The organism is Saccharothrix sp. NRRL B-16348, assembly GCF_001280085.1.
In the GTDB taxonomy this organism is placed as follows: domain Bacteria; phylum Actinomycetota; class Actinomycetes; order Mycobacteriales; family Pseudonocardiaceae; genus Actinosynnema.
Genome location: NZ_LGED01000233.1, coordinates 1 through 16,484, shown reverse-complemented (window position 1 = coordinate 16,484; position 16,484 = coordinate 1). Strand labels below are relative to the sequence as shown.

At 73.3% G+C, this 16,484-nt stretch carries 16 protein-coding genes and 1 rRNA gene; 2 read left to right on the top strand and 15 right to left on the bottom strand.

Annotation, left to right across the window (positions count from 1 at the left end; all coding sequences use genetic code 11):
• Positions 1-310 precede the first annotated feature (310 nt).
• On the bottom strand, positions 311-1,420 hold the full coding sequence (ald, locus tag ADK67_RS36510; protein ID WP_053721135.1) for an alanine dehydrogenase: 1,110 nt from the start codon (positions 1,418-1,420) through the stop codon (positions 311-313).
• A gap of 67 nt (positions 1,421-1,487) precedes the next feature.
• Between ald and ADK67_RS36505 the strand changes: the two genes are divergently transcribed.
• The gene (locus ADK67_RS36505) at positions 1,488-2,093 is read left to right on the top strand and encodes a DUF1707 domain-containing protein (protein WP_053721134.1); all 606 of its coding nucleotides are present in this window, start codon (positions 1,488-1,490) and stop codon (positions 2,091-2,093) included.
• On the opposite strand, the gene ADK67_RS36500 is transcribed toward ADK67_RS36505, so the two are convergent.
• The 13 genes from ADK67_RS36500 to ADK67_RS36445 all read right to left on the bottom strand — a co-directional run bounded on the left by ADK67_RS36500 (position 2,082) and on the right by ADK67_RS36445 (position 14,654).
• Entirely contained in the window at positions 2,082-2,462 is a 381-nt protein-coding gene (locus ADK67_RS36500) for a DUF2752 domain-containing protein (RefSeq protein WP_063797853.1), read from the bottom strand. The two genes, ADK67_RS36505 and ADK67_RS36500, sit on opposite strands and share 12 nt — an antisense overlap.
• A 309-nt stretch (positions 2,463-2,771) precedes the next feature.
• Positions 2,772-3,350 (bottom strand): NUDIX domain-containing protein, encoded by a 579-nt coding sequence (locus tag ADK67_RS36495; protein WP_269436119.1) that lies wholly within the window; start codon positions 3,348-3,350, stop codon positions 2,772-2,774.
• A 38-nt stretch (positions 3,351-3,388) separates the two neighbouring features.
• Positions 3,389-5,080, bottom strand: coding sequence for a CTP synthase (locus tag ADK67_RS36490; protein WP_157621222.1), 1,692 nt, complete (start codon positions 5,078-5,080; stop codon positions 3,389-3,391).
• A gap of 306 nt (positions 5,081-5,386) precedes the next feature.
• Entirely contained in the window at positions 5,387-6,325 is a 939-nt protein-coding gene (locus ADK67_RS36485; RefSeq protein ID WP_053721132.1) for a copper transporter, read from the bottom strand.
• Complete coding sequence (gene steA, locus ADK67_RS36480) at positions 6,322-7,506, bottom strand: putative cytokinetic ring protein SteA (protein ID WP_053721131.1); 1,185 nt, start codon at positions 7,504-7,506, stop codon at positions 6,322-6,324. The genes ADK67_RS36485 and steA overlap by 4 nt, the downstream gene beginning before the upstream one ends.
• Positions 7,507-7,581: 75 nt before the next feature.
• A complete protein-coding gene (locus tag ADK67_RS36475) occupies positions 7,582-8,346 on the bottom strand; it encodes a hypothetical protein (protein ID WP_053721130.1) in 765 nt (254 codons plus the stop codon).
• Positions 8,347-8,484: 138 nt separating this feature from the next.
• On the bottom strand, positions 8,485-9,144 hold the full coding sequence (locus ADK67_RS36470) for a hypothetical protein (RefSeq protein WP_053721129.1): 660 nt from the start codon (positions 9,142-9,144) through the stop codon (positions 8,485-8,487).
• A complete protein-coding gene (gene recN / locus ADK67_RS36465; protein WP_053721128.1) occupies positions 9,141-10,922 on the bottom strand; it encodes a DNA repair protein RecN in 1,782 nt (593 codons plus the stop codon). Before recN ends, ADK67_RS36470 begins: the two co-directional genes overlap by 4 nt.
• Positions 10,923-10,997: 75 nt before the next feature.
• On the bottom strand, positions 10,998-11,906 hold the full coding sequence (locus tag ADK67_RS36460) for an NAD kinase (protein WP_231648525.1): 909 nt from the start codon (positions 11,904-11,906) through the stop codon (positions 10,998-11,000).
• On the bottom strand, positions 11,903-12,709 hold the full coding sequence (locus ADK67_RS36455; RefSeq protein ID WP_053721127.1) for a TlyA family RNA methyltransferase: 807 nt from the start codon (positions 12,707-12,709) through the stop codon (positions 11,903-11,905). The genes ADK67_RS36460 and ADK67_RS36455 overlap by 4 nt, the downstream gene beginning before the upstream one ends.
• A 3-nt stretch (positions 12,710-12,712) precedes the next feature.
• Positions 12,713-12,886, bottom strand: coding sequence for a hypothetical protein (locus ADK67_RS52915; RefSeq protein WP_197289787.1), 174 nt, complete (start codon positions 12,884-12,886; stop codon positions 12,713-12,715).
• A 5-nt stretch (positions 12,887-12,891) separates the two neighbouring features.
• Positions 12,892-13,680 carry an HAD-IIA family hydrolase gene (locus tag ADK67_RS36450; RefSeq protein ID WP_053721126.1) on the bottom strand — a complete coding sequence of 263 codons (789 nt, stop codon included), beginning with the start codon at positions 13,678-13,680 and terminating at the stop codon, positions 12,892-12,894.
• Positions 13,681-13,814: 134 nt separating this feature from the next.
• Positions 13,815-14,654 (bottom strand): hypothetical protein, encoded by an 840-nt coding sequence (locus tag ADK67_RS36445; RefSeq protein WP_231648524.1) that lies wholly within the window; start codon positions 14,652-14,654, stop codon positions 13,815-13,817.
• A 213-nt stretch (positions 14,655-14,867) separates the two neighbouring features.
• Here ADK67_RS36445 and ADK67_RS36440 point away from each other — a divergent pair, with 213 nt between their 5' ends.
• Complete coding sequence (locus ADK67_RS36440) at positions 14,868-16,304, top strand: hypothetical protein (protein ID WP_157621219.1); 1,437 nt, start codon at positions 14,868-14,870, stop codon at positions 16,302-16,304.
• Positions 16,305-16,392: 88 nt separating this feature from the next.
• Here ADK67_RS36440 and rrf read toward each other — a convergent pair.
• Positions 16,393-16,484, bottom strand: a 5S ribosomal RNA gene (gene rrf / locus ADK67_RS36435); the annotation flags it as partial.

Genomic DNA, 16,484 nt, shown 5'->3' with positions numbered 1-16,484 from the left:
TCACCAGCCGCCAGGTCCACCGCCCCAGCTTCACCTGCCGCCAGGTCCGCCACCTCAGCCCCACCTGCCGCCGGGCCCACCGTCCCAGCCTCACCAGCCGGGGTCTCCACCTCAGCCTCACCCACTGCTGGGCTCACCGTCCCAGCCTCACCCACCGCCGAGGTCGCCGCCCCACCCTCACGCGCCGCAGGCGCATGCCCTGCAGGGGTCCCCGCCAGGGGGTCCCCTGCTTTCATTCTCTCAGAGGGGTCCGACAATTCCGGCGTTCCGCCGCCACCCGCCGCGGCCGGACCGCTCCCCCGACCACGGCTCACAGCCGGTCCAGCGGGACGTGCCGCATCCCGTGCGCCTTCGCCACCTCGGCCTGCACGACCGCACCCCGCACCGCGTTCACGCCCTTCGCCAGCGCCGGGTCGTCGCTGATCGCCCGCCGGAAACCCTTGTCCGCCAACGCCGTCACGTAGGGCAGTGTGACGTTCGTGAGCGCCCACGTCGAGGTGTGCGGCACCGCGCCCGGCATGTTCGCCACGCAGTAGAACACCGAACCGTGCACCCGGTACGTCGGGTCGTCGTGCGTGGTCGGCCGCGAGTCGGCGAAGCAGCCGCCCTGGTCGATGGCGATGTCGACGAGCACCGAGCCCGACCGCATCGTCGACACCAGCTCGTCGCTCACCAACGTCGGCGCCTTGGCGCCGGGCACGAGCACCGCGCCGATCACCAGGTCCGCCCACCGGCACGCCTTCTCCACCTCGTACGAGTTGCTCGCCACCGTCTGCAGGTGCCCCCGGTACGCGAAGTCGATCTGCCGCAGCCGGTTGACGTTGGTGTCCAGCACGACCACCTCGGCCTGCATGCCCAGCGCGACCGCGGCGGCGTTCATGCCGGCCACCCCCGCGCCGAGCACCGCCACCTTCCCCGCCGGCACGCCGGGCACGCCCCCGAGCAGCACACCGCGCCCACCCTGGTTGCGCTCCAGGCAGTGCGCACCGACCTGCGCCGCCATCCGCCCCGCGACCTCGCTCATCGGCGCGAGCAACGGCAGCGAGCCGTCCGCCAGCTGCACGGTCTCGTAGGCGATGGCGTCGATGCCGGAGTTGACGATGGCACGCGTGCAGCGGGCGTCCGCGGCGAGGTGCAGGTAGGTGAACAGGGTCTGCCCCGGCCGCATCCGGTGGAACTCCTCGGCCACCGGCTCCTTCACCTTGAGCACCAGCTCGGCGTCGCCCCACAGGTCGTCGGCGTCGGGCACGATCTCGGCGCCGGCCGCGACGAACTCGCGGTCCGGGATGGACGAACCGCCGCCGGCGCCCGCCTCGACCAGCACGCGGTGTCCCCGGCGCACCAGCTCCACCACACCCGCGGGGGTGATGGCGACCCGGTGCTCGTGGTTCTTCACCTCTCGGGGAACTCCGACCAGCACCCTCGAAGCGTAGGTCGACCAGCGCGTTCCGGCTCGGCCGGCGCCCGGCGGCTGTTAGCGTTTACGTGTGTCGGAACCACACCAGGTGCGCATCGGCGACCAGCAGCGCGAAGAGGCGATCAGCGCGCTGAACGACCACTTCGCGGCCGGTCGCCTGGAGATCGGCGAGTACGAGCAGCGCGTCGGCTACGCGTCCGCGGCCCAGTCCGCGCAGGAGCTGGCCGCGCTGTTCCACGACCTGCCGCAGCCGCACCCGGTGTTCCTGCCGCCCGGCTACCCGCCGACCGCGACGTACCCGCCGCCCGCGCCGCCGCCGCCCGGTTACGCCGCCACGCCCGGTCAGGGCATCCCCGGCTACCCGCCGCCCGGCTACGCGGACCCGTCCCAGCCCTACGGCACGGCGTACGGCTACCCGCCCGGGTTCAACCCGAACGCGCCGTACGGCCTGGACCCGATGACCGGCCAGCCGCTGTCGGACAAGTCGCGCATCGCGGCGGGCGTGCTGCAACTGGCGCTGCCGTTCGGCATCGGCCGGTTCTACATCGGTGACACGGCGATCGGCATCGCACAACTGCTGACCTGCGGCGGGTGCGGCATCTGGTCGTTGATCGACGGGATCATCCTGCTGGTCAACGGCGGCACCGACAGCCAGGGCCGCAAGCTACGCGACTAGGTTCCGCGCGACCATCCACGTGACGGCGAGCGCCACCACCGGCACGCCGACCTTCCGCGACACGGGCGGCGACGGGCGGCCCTGCCTGGCCGCCCGGAACCACCGCACCCACAGCCAGGCCAGCAACGGCAGCCCGGCCACCAGCATGACGGCGTTGAACTGCCAGGCGCCGACCAGGTCGCCGTGCAGCAGGGCGTGCACCATCCGCGTCGACCCGCAGGCCGGGCACTGGATGCCGGTCAGCACGTAGAGCGGGCACGGCGGCAGCAGCGACCCGGGCTGGTTGGGGTCCACGAACAACAGCACCCCGCACCCGCCCACCGCCGCCGCGGCCACCGCCAACGGCCATCTCACGCCCACGTGCCCCATTATCCGCTTCCCACCACGGCACCACGACGTTCGACCGCGAGCACGAGCACCCGACCTGCACCTGAACGCAGAACTCACCGGTCCTGAGCGTTCGACACGCACGTTCTGAGCGTTCGACACGCACGTTCTAAACGTAGGACACGCGTGTTCTGAGCGTTCGACACGCGCGTTCTGAACGTAGGACACGCGTGACGCGAACGTAGGACACGCGTGGTGTGAGCGTTCGACACGCGGGGCCGGAGGTAGGGCTCTGGCGAGTCCTACGGCCGGCGCCCGCGTGTCGAACGCACGGGCTCCGCGAGTTCCCGGTCAGGAACCGCGGGCGGCGAAGCGGGTCGGGCGGTCGGTGAACGGGGCGTCGGAGGGGCGCCCCGTTCCGCCGCCGGTGACCACGGCGTGCGCGGCGAGCAGCCCGGACACGGCGGGGCCGTTGACGATCTCCCCGGCCAGGACCATGTCCACCGCCTCGGCCAACGGGAAGCTCTTCGCCTCCAGGTCGGCCTCCTCCTCGCCCTGCACTTCGCGGTGCACCTCGGTGAGCCCACGAGCCAGGAACACCCGCACCACCTCGTCGGTGAACCCGGGTGACACGGCGACGTCCACCAACGTCACCCACTCCGACGCCGCCAGCCCGACCTCCTCGGCCAGTTCCCGCTCCGCGGCGGCCAGCGGCGTCTCGTCACCCCCGTCCAACAACCCGGCCGGCAGCTCCCAGAGCCGCCGGCCCAACGGGTGCCGGTACTGGTGGATCAACCTCACCGCACCGGCCTCGTCCAAGGCCACCACCGCCACCGCGCCGAGGTGTTCCACCACCTCGCGCGATGCCGTACCGCCACCAGGCATGGCGACCTCGTCCACCCGCAACGCGACGACGCGCCCGACGTGCACGTCCCGCGACGAAACTGTTCCGAACTCGTGCCGAGGAGTCACTGCGCGGCCCCCGCCGTCTCGGGGAGCGGCAGCCGGTCGGCCAGCCGGTAGTCCAACGCCGCCTTCACGAACGCCGCGAACAGCGGGTGCGGGCGGGTCGGACGGGACTTCAGCTCCGGGTGCGCCTGCGTGGCCACGTAGAACGGGTGCACGTCGGCAGGCAGCTCGACGAACTCCACCAGCCGCCCGTCCGGCGACGTCCCGGAGAACACCAACCCCGCCTCGCCGAGCTGCGCCCGGTAGGCGTTGTTGACCTCGTACCGGTGCCGGTGCCGCTCGGACACCTCCAGCGACCCGTAGGCCGCGGCCACCTGCGAACCCGGCAGCAACGACGCCGGGTAGGCGCCGAGCCGCATCGTGCCGCCCATGTCCCGCTGCCCGGAGACGACGTCCTCCTGGTCGGCCATGGTGCTGATCACCGGCGACCCGGTGTCCTCGAACTCCGACGAGTTCGCGTCCGCGATGCCCGCCAGGTTCCGCGCCGCCTCGATGACCAGGCACTGCAACCCCAGGCACAGGCCCAGCAGCGGGATGCCGCGGGTCCGGGCGTAGGTGATGGCGCCGATCTTGCCCTCGATGCCGCGCACCCCGAACCCGCCGGGGATGAGGATCGCGTCGAGCCCGCCCAGGGCGTGTGCCGCGCCGGACGGCGTCTGGCACTCGTCGGACGGCACCCACACGATCTCGACCTTGGTGCGGTGCGCGAACCCGCCCGCGCGCAGCGCCTCGGTCACCGACAGGTACGCGTCGGGCAGGTCGACGTACTTGCCGACCAACCCGATCCGGACCTTCTCGGACGGGTTGTGCACGCGGTCGAGCAGGTCGCCCCACACGGTCCAGTCGACGTCGCGGAACGGCAGGTCCAGCCGCCGCACCACGTACGCGTCCAGCCCTTCGCCGTGCAGCACCTTGGGGATGTCGTAGATGGACCGCGCGTCCACCGCCGCCACCACGGCCTCGTTGTCCACGTCGCACATGAGGCCGATCTTGCGCTTCAACGCGTCCGGGATCTCCCGGTCGGCCCGGCACACGATGGCGTCGGGCTGGATGCCGATGTTGCGCAGCGCGGCCACGGAGTGCTGCGTCGGCTTGGTCTTCAGCTCACCGGACGGCGCGAGGTAGGGCACCAGCGACACGTGCAGGAAGAACACGTTGTCCCGGCCCACGTCGTGGCGCACCTGCCGGCACGCCTCCAGGAACGGCAGCGACTCGATGTCGCCGACCGTGCCGCCGACCTCGGTGATCACCACGTCCGGGATGACGCCGTCGGGGCCCGGCTCGGCCATGGCCCGGATGCGCCGCTTGATCTCGTCGGTGATGTGCGGGATCACCTGGACGGTGTCGCCCAGGTACTCGCCGCGCCGCTCCTTGGCGATGACCTCGGAGTACACCTGCCCGGTGGTGACGTTCGCGTCACCGGAGAGGTCCCGCGCCAGGAACCGCTCGTAGTGGCCGATGTCGAGGTCGGTCTCCGCGCCGTCGTCGGTGACGAACACCTCGCCGTGCTGGAACGGGTTCATCGTGCCCGGGTCCACGTTCAGGTAAGGGTCGAGCTTCTGCATGGTCACCCGGAGACCACGAGAGGTGAGCAGCTGTCCGAGGCTGGACGCGGTCAACCCCTTGCCGAGGGACGACGCGACACCCCCGGTGACGAAAACGTGCTTGGTCGTACGTGCCTGCTGCACCAAGGAGGCTCCCCGTGGTCTGGATGTCCGCTAGGGCCAGGCTGCGGTGGTTCCGCACAGCTCAGCGCCCTGTCCACGGGCCCTAACGCTAACACGCCGCCGGTCACCCAGCGCGCCGGCGGGCACCCAAGCGTGTCACTCGGATGGCCTAGGGGGGTTCGAACAGGCGACCGCGGGCCCGCGAACCACGCGAAAACCGGGTGCGAACGCCTGGTTGCCGGGCCGGAACCGACCGGGGAACCCGGCTCCCGGACGAGTGCCCCCACGGTCGGTGCCGCACCGGGAAGTCCCAGGCCACGACCGGGTGGCTCAGCCTTCCGTGCCCGGCGCGGGACCTTCGGCGTTGCCCGCCACCCCGTACCGGCCGGCCTTGCCGTCCAGCTGCTCACGCAGCGCGAGCACCACGACCACGCGCCCGGCCGCCGTGCCCGCGTGGTCCACGGTGGACAGCACGGAGGTCGCCGCCGTGTCCGCCCGCACGACGCCGACCGCGCCCGTGCCGTCGGCCGACCCGGCGCCGCCCGCCAGCACCGCGCCCGCGCCGGACCGGTCGAGCTGGGTGGCGAACCGCGCCACCACCGCCGCCCGGTCGGCCGCCGAGTCGCCCGTCACCGCGCCGCCGGTGAGCACCACGGCGAGCTGCGCGGGCCGCAAACCCTGCCCCGCCTTGACGAAACCCGCGCTGGACAGCCCGCCGAGCGCCGCCGCCAGCTCGTCCGGCGTGGACTTCGGCTGGTTGTCGTCCTGGTTCAGCAGCAGCACGGAGCCGAACAGCCCGCCCGCCCTGGTGCCGGGGTCGCCGCCGGTGGGCAGCCGGGTGCCCGCAGGCTGCAGCCGGGCGACCAGGTCGAGCAGCTGGTCGGCCTTGTCCGGGTCGGTGAACGACTCGGTGAGCTGGAGTTCGCCGGTGACCTCGGCGCCCGCCGAGCGCAGCAGCGCGGTCACCGCGTCCCGGTCGTCCGGCGCGGCGTCGGCGGTGGTGACCAGCAGGACGGTCCGGTCGGTCAGCTGCCCGTTCACGGCCAGCGGCCCGACGGTGCCCGCGAACCGGTCCGCGTCGGCGAGCCGGGCGTCCAGGCCGTTGCGCTCCGCCTGCAGCGCGGCGACCTCCCGGCCCAGCGCGCCGTTGTCGTCGTTGAGCCCGGACAGCAGCCTGCCGCTGATCGCGGTGGAGCCGAGCACCACCCCCACGGCCAGCGACAGGAACACCGCGGTGATGGAGACGATGTGGTAGCGCAGCGAGATCATCCGAACAACCCCCTGAACCAGTCGACGGCGGAGCGGAACGCGTCGGCCGCGAGGTCGACGTAGACCTGGCCGACACCGGACACCGCCAGCGCGGCGGCCATCGCCACGACGGCGGCCAGCACGAGCAGGGCGATCAGCCCCAGCGACACGCGGCTGCGGTGCAGGGTCGCGACGGCGTGCCCGTCGACCAGCTTGTTGCCCAGCTTGAGGCGGGTGAGGAACGTCGAGGGGGTGGACCCGGCGTTGCCCCGGTCCAGGAACTCCCGCAGACCGGCCTGCAGCCCGACGGTCACCACCAGGGACGCGCCGTGCGCCTCGGCCAGCAGCAGCGCCAGGTCCTCGGAGTTGCCCGTCGCGGGGAACGTCACCGCGCCGATGCCCAGGTCCTGGATGCGTTCCAGGCCGGGCGCGTGGCCGTCGACCTGCGCGGGCACCACGACCTCCGAGCCGGACCGCAACGTCGCGGTGGCGATGGTGTCCGGGTCGCCGACGATGACGTCCGGGTCGAACCCGGCGTCGTGCAGGGTGTCCGCGCCCGCGTCCACGCCGACGAGCACCGGCCGGTACTCGCGGATGTAGCGGCGCAGCTTGCGCAGCTCCTCGGCGTGCCGGGGACCGCCCGCGACGACCAGCACCTGCCGGTCGCGCATCGGCACCAGCAGCTCGGGCACGCCCACGCCGTCGAGGAGCAGCGCGCGTTCCCGGCGCAGGAACTCGATCGTGTTCGCGGAGAACGCCTCCAGCTGCGCGGCCATGCCCGCCTTGGCCTCGATCATCGCGTCGGCGATCGACTCGGCGTCCTGCTCGACGCCGCGCGCGACCTCCTTGTCGCCGACGAACACCGCGCCGTCGTGCAGCCGCAGCTTCGTGCCGTCCCTGATGTCGCGCAGCACCGCCGTGCCGACGCCGTCGATCAGCGGGATGCCCGCCTCGACCAGCAGCTCCGGGCCGAGGTTCGGGAACCGGCCGGAGATGGACGTCGACGCGTTGACCACGCCCACCACGCCCGCGTGCACCAGGGCCTCGGCGGTGCGGCGGTCGATGTCGACGTGGTCGAGGACCGCGACGTCACCGGGACTCAGCCGGCGCAGCAGCTCGCCCGAGTGGCGATCGACCCGCGCCACACCGGTGACGCCTGGCAGTTCGTGGTGCGCGCGGCCGAGCAACCCGGAGAGCTTCATGACCCGATGGTGACTCACGTCGCGCGCGGTCGGCGGCCAACACGCCGAGCCGATCCGGGCTGGTCAGTGACACCGCTAATCCACAGTGGACGGATTACCCCCGGTAGGGTGACGCCGTTCGTCGGCCGCCGGGTCCGGTGCGCCGTGCGGTCGTGGCAGGTCGACCAGGGGCGGCAGCTCGGCCACCGGCGGCGCCACGGGACCGGCCGGCGGGGCGGGATCACCCGGTGGGACGTCCAGCTCGGACACGGGGATGGCGATGCCGAACGGCGGCGTGTCGTCGTCGTCCACCTGGTACACCGACACACCGGTGGGCCGCGGCACGCGCGCCGGCCAGTCGTGCGCCGCCACCGCGCCGACGAGCATCGCCAGCGCCGACGCGCCCATCAGCCACGTGCCCGTGCCGACGAACTCGTCGGTGGTGACCGAGACCGACGTCGCGTTGATGCCGAACAGCGTCCGCAACGTCTCCAGCGCCGCCCACAGCGTGCCGACGACCACCCCGACCGCCGCGAGCACGCCGAACCGGCCGATCGCGGCGAGCAGCGGCGAGCGCAGTTGCAGCAGGGCGCCCACACCGGCGAGGACGGCGGCGAAGACCACGCCGTACCCGTAGACGGGGAACTCGAAGTCGGTGCCGGCCGGCCTCGGCTGCGGGGGCGGCTCCTGCACGTACTCCCACCCGGTGAGCGCCACCAGCCGCTGCACACCGCCCGAGAGCGAACCCTCCACCCCGGGACGGATGAAGGTCTCCACCCCGTACAGCGGGAACAACGAGCCCAGCACCACCATGAGCGCGCCCGCGCCGATGGTCAGGACGGCGAACGCGCGCCGGGTCATGTGGCCTTCTCCTCCGTGCACCGTGGCGTGCCGCGGCCCGGCGGGCCGACCACTCCACCTCTACCAGCAAAGCGGGGCCGGACGCCGCCGCCAACGGCCGACCGGGTGCGGCTTACCCCCGGCCCGGCCGCGCGACCGTCACGTGCCGTCGGCGCGGCGGTCGTACGGGGAGTCCGGGAGCTGCGCGACCTCGACCTCGGCCACGGGGATGCCGAACGGCGGGGTGTCCGTGTCGTCGTCGTCCTCGACGCCGTCCACCCGGTAGACCACGGGTCCTTCGGGGCGGGGCCGGGCCCGCCGGGCGTGCAGCAGCACGACGCCGATCACCGCGATCACCACCGACGCGCCCAGCACCACGATGCCCTCGCCGACCTCCGTCCGGTAGCCGGTGTCCTCGGGCTCCCGCGACGCGTTGCCGACCGCCGAGACGATGGACGCCGCCACCGCCCACACCGCGCCGGTGAGCAGGCCCGTCCCGGCGATCGCCGTGTAGCGGGCGGCCAGGCGCTGGGTCTCCGGCAGGAACGCCAGGGCCACCGCGATCGCCAGCAGCACCGCCGCGACCACGATCGGCACCCCGTACTGGGGGCTCTGCACGGTGCCGAAGTCCAGGCCCTCCGGCACGTTGGAGAAGGTGAACTCCCACGAGGTCACGGTGGTGGTCGGCCCCGAGTCCAGGTCCCCGGCGCTTCTGCTCCCGAAGTCCAAGCTCTGCACGTACAGCGGCAGGAACGTCCCGATGACGGCCGCGACGCCGGCCACCACCAGCAGCACCGCGCCGAGCAGCCGTCTGCTCACTTCTTCTTCGCCTTGCGCCGCACCACGGGCACGCTGTCCTTGTCGGCCTTCGCCGCCGCCAGCAGCTCCTCGGCGTGCGCGCGGCCCGTGTCGGTGGAGTCCATGCCCGCGAGCATCCGCGCCAGCTCCACCACGCGCTGCGACTCGTCCAGCTTCCGCACGCCGCTGCGGGTCAGCACGCCGTCCGCGGTCTTGTCCACGACCAGGTGCCGGTCGGCGAACGCGGCGACCTGCGGCAGGTGCGTGACCACGATGACCTGGTGGGTGCGCGCCAACCGGGCCAGCCTGCGGCCCACCTCGACCGCCGCCCGGCCGCCGACACCGGCGTCGACCTCGTCGAACACCAGCGTGGGCACCGGGTCGGAGTGCGACAGCACGACCTCCAGCGCCAGCATCACCCGCGACAGCTCACCGCCGGACGCGCCCTTGTGCACCGGCAGCGCGGGCGCGCCGGGGTGCGCGATCAGGCGCAGCTCCACGTCGTCCACCCCGCTGGCGCCGGCGTGCAGCAGCTGCGACCCCACCTTCAACGCCTGCGCGTCGCCCTGCTCGGCCACCCGGGGCCGCACCGCGACCTCGACCGTGGCGTGCGGCATGGCCAGGCCGGTCAGCTCGTCCGACACCGCCTTGCCCAGCTCCTCGGCCGCGGCGATCCGTTCGGCGGTCACCTGCCGCGCGTACGTGGCCAGCTCGACGGCCAACTCGTCGCGCCGCGCCGCCAACGCCGCCAACGCCTCGTCCGACGTGTCGAGCCCGGCCAGCCGCGACGACGCGTCCTGCGCCCACGCGATCACGCCGTCCACGTCGGCCGCGTACTTGCGGGTCAACGACTTCAGCTCGGCCTGGCGGGCGAGCACCTGCTCCAGCCTCGCCGGGTCCGCGTCCAAGTGCTCCAGGTAGGAGGCGATCTCCGCGCCCACGTCGGCCAGCAACGTCTCCGCCTCCACCAGCCGCGGCTCCAGGTCGCGCAGCTTCGGGTCGTCCGACGCCGTCAGCCGCCGCCGCGCCTCGCCGATCAGCCCCAGCGCGCCGGGCACGTCCGGGTCGCCGTCGGGCGAGCCCGCCACCGCGTACTGCGCGCCGGACGCGGCCTCCCGCAACTGGTCGGCGTCGGCGAGCCGGCGCGCCTCGGCGACCAGCTCCTCGTCCTCGCCGGGCTTCGGGTCGACCGACCCGATCTCGGTCAGGCCGTGCCGCAGCATCTCGGCCTCACGGGCCAGCTCGTGCGACCGCGCGGTGCGCTCGGTCAGCTCCGTCGCCACCCGCAGCCACTCGTCCCGGACCTTCCGGTAGGACCGCAGCGGCTCGGCGACCTCGTCACCGGCGAACCGGTCCAGCACGGCCCGCTGCTCGGCGGGCCGCAGCAGCCGCAGCTGGTCGTTCTGCCCGTGCACCGCGATCAGCTGCTCGGCCAGCTCGGACAGCACGCCGACCGGCACGGAACGGCCGCCGAGGTGGGCCCGGGACCGCCCGTCGGCGCCGACGGTGCGGATCGCGATCACGCTGCCGTCGTCGTCGGGCTCGCCGCCGACCTCCTCGGCGACCTTCGCCGCCGGACTGCCCGCGGGCGCCTGGAACCGCCCCTCGACCACCGCCTTGTCCGCGCCGTTGCGCACGCGGGACGCCTCGGCCCGACCACCGCTCAACAGGTGGAGCCCGGTCACGACCATCGTCTTGCCCGCGCCGGTCTCGCCCGTCACCACGGTGAAACCGGCATCGAGCTCAAGGGTGGCCTCGTCGATCACACCGAGGCCCTGGATGCGCATCTCGGCCAGCACGCACGGAACACTACTGGGCGACGCGGACAAAGCGTGTGCTCGGGGGAGGGTGTCCCGCTGTCGATCAAGGAGGTGTCACTTGGCCGACGGGCCGCGCCACCCCTGCACCGGCAGCTCGAACTTCTCCACCAGCCGGTCGGTGAACGGACCGGGCCGCAACCGGACCAGCCGCAACGGCGTGCGCCCGCCGACCACCTCGACCCGCGCCCCCGGCGGCAGGTTCACCGTGCGGCGACCGTCCGCGCACAACACCGCCGGATGCCCCTCCGGGTCGACCTCCAACGCCACCACGGACGCCGGCGACACCACCAGGGGCCGGGCGAACAGGGCGTGCGCGTTGCTCGGCACCACCAGCAGCGCCTGCACGTCCGGCCACACCACCGGGCCGCCCGCGGAGAACGCGTACGCCGTCGACCCGGTCGGGGTCGCCACCAGCACGCCGTCGCAGCCGAACGCCGACACCGGCCGCCCGTCCACCTCCACCACGACGTCCAGGATCCGTTCCCGGGTGCTCTTCTCCACGCTGGCCTCGTTGAGCGCCCACGTGCCCTCCAGCACCGCGCCGTCGACCGACGCGGTGATGTCGAGCGTCATCCGCTCCTCGACCTCGTAGTCGCGGTCGACGACGTGCTTGATCGCCTCGTACAGCGCGTCGGAGTCGGCCTCGGCCAGGAAACCGACCCGGCCCAGGTTCACCCCGAGCACCGGCACGCCCGCCGACCGCGCCAACTCGGCGGCGCGCAGCAGCGTGCCGTCACCGCCGAGCACGAACACCAGCTCGGTGCCCTCGGCGGCCTTCTCGTCGGCCAGCACGACCTGCGTGAAGCACGACGGGTCCAGCTCCGGCGCCTCGTCCTCCAGCACCCGCAGCTTCACCCCGCCCGCCGCGAACCTCGCCGCGACCTCCTGCGCCACCAACACGTTGCTGCGCCGCCCGGTGTGGACGACCAGCAGGATCTCCCTCGTCACCGGGTCCTTGGTCACTGCGGTCCTTCCGCTACGGCGGCGCGCACGAGCGCGGTGGCGTCGGCCGCGTCGAGGGGCTCGCCCCGGCGCAGCCAGACGAAGAACTCGACGTTGCCCGACGGACCGGGCAGCGGGCTCGCGGTGACGCCGTGCAGGCGCAGGCCGAGCCCGGCGGCGGACGCGACCACGTCCAGCACCGCCTCCGCCCGCAACTCCGGGTCGCGCACCACACCACCCGAGCCGAGGCGTTCCTTCCCCACCTCGAACTGGGGTTTCACCATCGGCAGCAAGTCGCCCTCCTCGTCGAGGCACGCGGCCAGCGCGGGCAGCACCAGCCTCAACGAGATGAACGAGAGATCGGCCACCACCAGTTCAACCGGACCACCGATGTCTTCGGGCGTCAACGAACGCACGTTCGTCTTGTCCTTGACCACGACCCGGTCGTCGGTGCGCAACCGCCAGTCCAGCAGGCCGCGGCCGACGTCGGCCGCGACGACCTCCCGCGCACCCGCGCGCAGCAGCACGTCGGTGAACCCGCCGGTGGACGCGCCCGCGTCCAGGCACCGCCTGCCCTTGACGTCCACCCCGTCGAACGCCTCCAGCGCGCCGACCAGCTTGTGCGCGCCCCGCGAGGCGTAGTTCGGGTCGTCCGTCTCGCGGACCACCAGCGCGGTGTCCAGTTCCACGGCCGTGGCGGGTTTCGTGGCCACGGTGCCGCGCACGGTCACCCGACCCTCGGCGACGAGTTGGCTCGCGTGCTCCCGTGACCTGGCCAGCCCGCGGCGGACCAGTTCGGCGTCCAGCCGAGCCCTGCGCGGCACCGGTCAGACCTTGTCGATGGTGGAGAGCGCGGCCGTCAACGCCGTGTGCGCGTCGTCGAACCGGGCCACGTGCTCGACCACGTCCAGCGCGTCCAGCCCGTCGAGACCGGCCAGGGCGTCGTCGATCCCGGCCACGGGATCGCGCGGCGGGCCGGGGAGGGGAACCTCGAAGCTCACAGGATTCAAGGTAGCCGATAGAGCACGGACAGGTCGGCAGCCACATAGGTGGGCCGGCGGTCCGGCGGCAGCTCGTTCGCCTCCGCCTCGGTGGACACGCCGGTGAGCACCAGCAGCGAGTCCATGCCCGCGTTGACCGCGCCCGCGATGTCGGTGTCCAGCCGGTCGCCGACCACCAGCGGCCGTTGCGCTCCCGCCGACTTCGCCGCCTGCTCCAGCAGCGGCGTGGCCGGCTTGCCCGCCACCAGCGGTTCCGTCCCGGTCGCCGTCCGCAGCGCGGCGACCAGCGAGCCGTTGCCGGGCAGCAGGCCGCGTTCGGTGGGCAGGGTGGCGTCCACGTTGCAGGCGATCCAGTGCGCGCCGCCCTGGCGGATCGCGACGCACGCCTCGGCCAGCTCGCGCCAGCTCAGGTCCTGCGACAGGCCCTGGACGACCGCTCGGGCGTGCTCGGCGGTGCGGGTCGGCAGGTAGCCGCGCAGCCGCACCTGCTCGGCCAGCGCGTCCGTGCCGAGGACCAGCACGTGCGCGCCCTGCGGCACCAGGTCCAGCAGCATCGCCGCACCCGCCTGGGCGCTCGTGCTGACCTCGTCCAGCGCGGCGTCGAAGCCGAGTTCGACGAGGTGCTCGGCCACCGTCTCCGGCGACCGGGAGGCGTTGTTGGTGACGAACCGGATGCCGGTGCCGTGCTCGCGGGCGGCGGCGACCGCCTCGACGGCGCCGGGCACGGCCTCCTGCCCCCGGTAGACCGTGCCGTCGAGGTCGAGCAGCAGGGCGTCGTAACGGTCCAGCAGCACAGGCGTCTCCGTTCGGGGAGTTCTCCGGTCGGAAACAGTCTGAAGGCTCGGCACCGGATGGCGCCGAGCCTTCAGCTGTGACTTCGGTCTTGCCCAGTCCCGCGGCGTTCCCGGGAACTCAGTCCTGCGTGATCTCAGTCCTGCGGGCTGAGGTCGAACGCGCGCTCGGCGGCGTCCGTCTCGTTGTCGTCGTCGGCCTGGGCGGCGTTGAGGAACCACTTCACGGCTTCCTCGGTGCGACCGGCGGCCTCCAGGTTGTCGGCGTAGGCGTAGAACAGGCGCGCGCTCCACGGGTCACGCCGCTTCTCGTCCAGGTCGTCGCCCTGCAACGCCACCACGGCCGCGTCCAGCTGGCCCATGTCCCGCCGGGCGCCGGCCGCGACGATCCGCAGCTCCACCGCCTCGTCCGGGGACAGCAGCGACACCTGCGCCTCGCGTGCCAGCTCGATGGCCCGCTCGGGACGCCCCAGCGCCCGCTCGCAGTCGGCCATCACGGCGACGTGCCCGGTGCCGTGCGACATGCGCCGTGCGGCCCGCAGCTCGGACAACGCCTCGGCCCACTCGCCGGCGTGGTAGGCGGCCAGCCCGGCGGCCTCCCGGACCACCGCGACCCGCGCCGCCTTGGACCGCGCGTACCGCGCGTGCTCCAGCGCCAACTCCGGCTCGCTGTCGATGAGCATGCCCGCCGCCGCCAGGTGCCGGCCCACGATCTCGGCCAGGCCCTTGGGCAGCCCGCGCAGCTCCTGCTTCACGTCGGGGTCGAGGATGGAGATGTCGGCGTCCTCGGGCAGCTCCGGCGTCCGGGCCCGGGTGAACACCCGCTCCTCGGACTCGCCCTCACCGGACGCCACCACGTCGGACTCCGGCGCGTCGACGGCCGCCTCGGTCCCGACAGCCTCAGGCTCGTCGGACTCCGCGGCAGCCTCGGACTCGTCGCCCGCCGCCTCGACCTCGGACTCGACCTCAGCCGTCACCGACTCCTCGGCGACAACCGCCACCGCGTCAGCCGCAACGCCCTCGACCGCTACCGCGTCGACCTCGACGGCAGTCGCCTCGACCTCGACCGAGGTGCCCTCGGTGACCTGCTGCTCGTCGGTCTGGGCAACCCGCTCCTGGAACCGGGCGGCCCGATCACGACTGCGCGAATCCCGCTTGTCGCTGCCGGCCTTGTCGTGCGCGGTCTTGTCGTGACCGGCCTTGTCGTGGCGCGGCTTCTCGTGGCGGGGCTTGTCGTGCCCCGGCTTCTCGTACCGAGGCCGGTCGTCCCGCCGCTGGGGCCCACCGCGGTCACCACTGGGCCGATCGTCCCGACGCGGGTAGCTGGAACGCTCCCCACCCCGGTCATCCCGCTTGGGGTAGCTCGGCCGGTCACCACTGGGCCGGTCATCGCGCCGCTGGTAGCCACCAGCCCGGTCGTCCCGACGCGGGTAGCTGGGCCGGTCGCCGCCGGAACGGTCGTCACGCGGCCGGTACTCACGACGCTCGCCGCCGCGCTCACCGCCACGGTCATCACGCTTGGGGTAGCCGGGCCGGTCACCGCTCGGCCGGTCGTCCCGGCGCTGGTAGCCACCGCGGTCCCCGCTCGGGCGGTCGTCCCGACGGGGGTAGCTGGGGCGGTCACCACCGGAACGGTCGTCACGACGCGGGTAGCCGCCACGGTCGCCACTCGGCCGGTCATCGCGACGCGGGTAGCTGGAACGCTCCCCACCGCGGTCACTGCCGGACCGGTCGCCGCCGGGCCTGTCATCACGTCGCTGGTAACCGCCACGGTCCCCGCCGCGGTCGTCCCTGCGCTGGTACCCGCCGCGGTCGCTGCCGCCCCGGTCGTCCCGACGCGGATAGCCGCCGCGGTCGCCACTGGGCCGGTCGCCACCGGAACGGTTCGGCCGGTCACTGCCGGCACGGTCATCCCTGCGCGGGTAGCTCGGCCGGTCACCACTGGGCCGGTCATCGCGCCGCTGGTAACCGCCGCGCTCGCCACCCCGGTCACTGCCCGAGCGGTCATCGCGCCGCGGGTAGCTGGGCCGGTCGCCGCCGGAGCGGTCGTCCCGGCGGGGGTAGCTCGGACGGTCGCTGCCGGAACGGTCGTCACGGCGCGGGTAGCTGGGGCGCTCACCCCGGTCGGCACCTCGAGCAGCGCCGCGGTCGTCCCGCCGGTCGTAGCGGGGACGTTCGCCACCACGGCTGTCATCGCGCCGGAACCCGCCCCGGTCACCGGTGCGGTCGTCGCGACGAGGTGCGCCACCGCGGTCATCGCGGCGCGGGTAGCTGGGTCGGTCGCCGGAATCGCGGCGGAAGCCGCCACCCCGGTTGTCATCACGTCGTGGAGCTGCGCCACGGTCGTCACGGGGCTTGTCGTAGCGAGGACGCTCGCCTCGGTTGTTGTCGCGCCGGTCGCCACCGCGAGGCTTGTCGCCACTGGTGTACCGGTCGTTGCCGGGTCGGTCGTCCCGACGCGGGCCACCGGTCGACCGTTCACCCGACCCGCGGGCGTCACGGCCACCACCATTGCCGGTGGACGGCTTACGAGTTCCCTGGGCACGGCCACCGTCATCGGATCGGCGCGGTCGGTCTCCCTGGCCACGCTGACGGTCGCCGGGTCGATCCCCGAACCTGGGCACTAGCTCCTCCTACTGTGGACACGCCGAAAGGGCTTGTGGTTTGAAGCACAAATCAATGTGCCCCCACCACAAGCCCTTTCAGGGAAGAATTGTTCGGCGGCGTCCTACTCTCCCACACCCTCACGAGTGCAGTACCATCGGCGCTGGAAGGCTTAACTACCGGGTTCGGAATGGGACCGGGTG